2 protein-coding genes are annotated in these 2,608 nt (G+C 58.4%); both read left to right on the plus strand.

All coding sequences use genetic code 11. The features are described 5' to 3' along the window. The first annotated feature begins 314 nt into the window (after positions 1–314). Positions 315–506 carry a hypothetical protein gene (locus GGD62_RS41435; RefSeq protein WP_061876443.1) on the plus strand — a complete coding sequence of 64 codons (192 nt, stop codon included), beginning with the start codon at positions 315–317 and terminating at the stop codon, positions 504–506. Then, positions 487–2,565, plus strand: a complete 2,079-nt coding sequence (locus GGD62_RS40450) for a recombinase family protein (RefSeq protein ID WP_183714833.1) — start codon at positions 487–489, stop codon at positions 2,563–2,565. The genes GGD62_RS41435 and GGD62_RS40450 overlap by 20 nt, the downstream gene beginning before the upstream one ends. Positions 2,566–2,608 lie beyond the last annotated feature (43 nt).

Genomic DNA, 2,608 nt, shown 5'->3' on the forward strand with positions numbered 1-2,608 from the left:
TCCGAAGAGGCTGCATAATGCAGGGATTCCGGGCAACGAAGTTCGAGTAACATATCCATTCCATCCTGACGCTGGCCGAGACCTGGTCGTGCTCGGCGAACAAATCCACGATGGCCACCGCCACTTCACGGTTCGCCGCGAGAACGGCCGCCTCCATCTTCTGCCGGCATGGATGACGGAGCTCAAAGCAGCATCGGCTAAAATTGTAGCTGATCCGTGTCTCCCGGTGGACCGACTTCTTGAGCTTCGCATGTTCCTTGGCGTCCTCGTAGCCTCGCGTTGGGAGGAATCGCCTCCCGTCGAGGGAGGAGCCCATGTCCAAGACGATGCAAAAAAGGCGGCAACCGGATCTGTTCGCGACGGCGCGAGCAGAGCATCTGCCTCAGGTGGTGCAAGCCGAGGCCGCAAAGTTGCTGTCGCTTCTGCTAAACGAAGCTGTCGCAAAGGCGCCCGCAGCGCCAGCCCAGTCAGGTCAGGAGGCGGGTCATGACGAAGATCTCCGCTGATCACCTGGCGCGTAGCGCCGTGGTTTACGTTCGACAGTCATCGGTCGATCAGGTCGTACACAACCTGGAGAGCCAACGTAGGCAATACGGCCTTGAGGCTCGCGCCCGTGCGCTCGGCTGGAGCGAAGTCGAGGTTATTGATGATGACCTTGGCAAATCTGGTGGCGGCATTGCAAGACGTGGATTTGAGCGGTTGTTGGCGCTAATCTGCGAGGGCCGTGTCGGCGCAGTATTTTCGATCGAGGCTTCCCGCCTCGCTCGAAACGGTCGAGACTGGCACACGTTGTTGGAGTTTTGCGGCTTGGTCGGCACGCTCATTGTCGATGAAGATGGCGTCTATGATTCGCGGTCGATCAACGATCGATTGCTGTTGGGGATGAAGGGAACGATGAGCGAGCTGGAACTCAGCGTCATTCGACAGCGATCAGTTGAAGCCGTCAAACAAAAGGCTCGGCGCGGCGAGCACTTCACGACGGTCGCCATCGGGTACGTGAAGACGAAAGATGACCGAATCGAGAAAAACCCGGACGTACGGGTCCACGAGGCGCTGGATCTCGTCTTTAGGAAATTTGTGGAGTTGCAATCGATCCGGCAGGTCTTGCTCTGGTTGACCCAGGAGAAGATCGCGCTACCCTTCGCCGTTGGAGGTTCGAGCGATCCGAAAATCGAATGGCGTACGCCAAGCTACACGACCTTGAATCACATGCTCACCAACCCTGTTTATGCCGGTGCGTACGCGTTCGGACGACGGGGTGTCCGGACGACGATTGAGAACGGCCGGAGGAAGGTGAAGCGAAATCCCCAACGAGATTGGAAAGCCTGGGACGTGCTGCTCCGCGACCATCACGAGGGCTATATCTCCTGGGATGAGTTTGTTCGAAACCAGCGGCTCATTGCGGACAATGCCAACGGCAAGAGCTATCTGGGTCGAGGAGCCGTCCGACGCGGCGAGGCACTTCTCCCTGGGCTTCTGCGCTGCGCGCGATGTGGTCGGCGGTTATACGTTCAGTATTCCGGTAGAGGCGGTGACACGCAGAGATATGTCTGCCGCGGAGACTTCAACAAGGCGGCCGTCGCAGCCTGTCTTGGCTTCGGTGGAATGCGCCTCGATCGGATGGTGGCGCGAGAGGTGCTGGAGCGGCTTCAACCGCTTGGCGTTGAGGCTGCGCTAAATGCAATGAAAACTCAGGGCGCCGAACAGTCGGAAAAATTGCGTCAGCTCCAAAGGTCTCTCGAACAGGCGCAGTACGAAGCGAACCGGGCGTATCGCCAATACGACGCGGTCGACCCCGACAATCGTCACGTCGCTAGTGAACTTGAGCGTCGCTGGAACGAGCGCATCCAAGCTGCGCGTGCGATTGAACGAGAAATCGAGGGCTTGACCAGTTCGCCTTCTCCTGGACTCAGCGCCGGCGATCGCAAAGCGCTGCTCAAACTCGGGGACGATCTGATCCGAGCCTGGCAACGCCCCGGTGTTACGTCAGAGATCAAGAAGAAAATCCTACGCACAGTTCTGTCGGAAATCGTTGTCGACGTGGATCAGGACAATGAGCATCTTGACCTCGTCATCCACTGGCAAGGTGGCGATCACACCCGCCTGAAGGTTAAGAAGAACCGTGTCGGCGTGACGCGTTGGACGACCGACACCGAGGTAGTGGATCTTGTGCGCGTGCTTGCACGTCAAATGCCTGACTACGCAATCGCTGCCTTGCTCAATCGCTCCGGAAAAACAACCGCGCACGGGGCGTCCTGGACGAGGACCAGCGTATGTTCATTGCGCAGAACCCGCGAGATCGCCCCTTATCGTGAAGGAGAACGTCGGGATCGAGGTGAGCTCTCGTTAATCGAGGCAGCGGAGATGCTCGACGTCAGCCCGTCAACGATACGTCGCATGATCATCGAGGGACGATTGCCCGCGGAGCATTTATGCAAGGGCTCGACATGGATCATCAAACAATCTGATCTCACGCAACCAGACGTGCGCCAAGATGCCTCTCGCAGGCGATCGCGCCGCAGTCCGCCGTCTTGCGACGCCAACCAGAAATGCCTTGAATTCTAGGGAGATAGGCAGATGGGTAGTATGAAGCACCCTCGTCGCTGCC

Origin of the sequence: Bradyrhizobium sp. ERR14 (assembly GCF_014198235.1) — a bacterium.
Taxonomy (GTDB): Bacteria; Pseudomonadota; Alphaproteobacteria; order Rhizobiales; family Xanthobacteraceae; genus Bradyrhizobium.

Excerpts from the sequence above, each read along its gene's own strand:
- GGD62_RS41435 (WP_061876443.1), top strand. The coding sequence starts at position 315 with ATGTCCAAGACGATGCAAAAAAGGCGGCAACCGGATCTGTTCGCGACG.
- GGD62_RS40450 (WP_183714833.1), top strand. The coding sequence starts at position 487 with ATGACGAAGATCTCCGCTGATCACCTGGCGCGTAGCGCCGTGGTTTAC.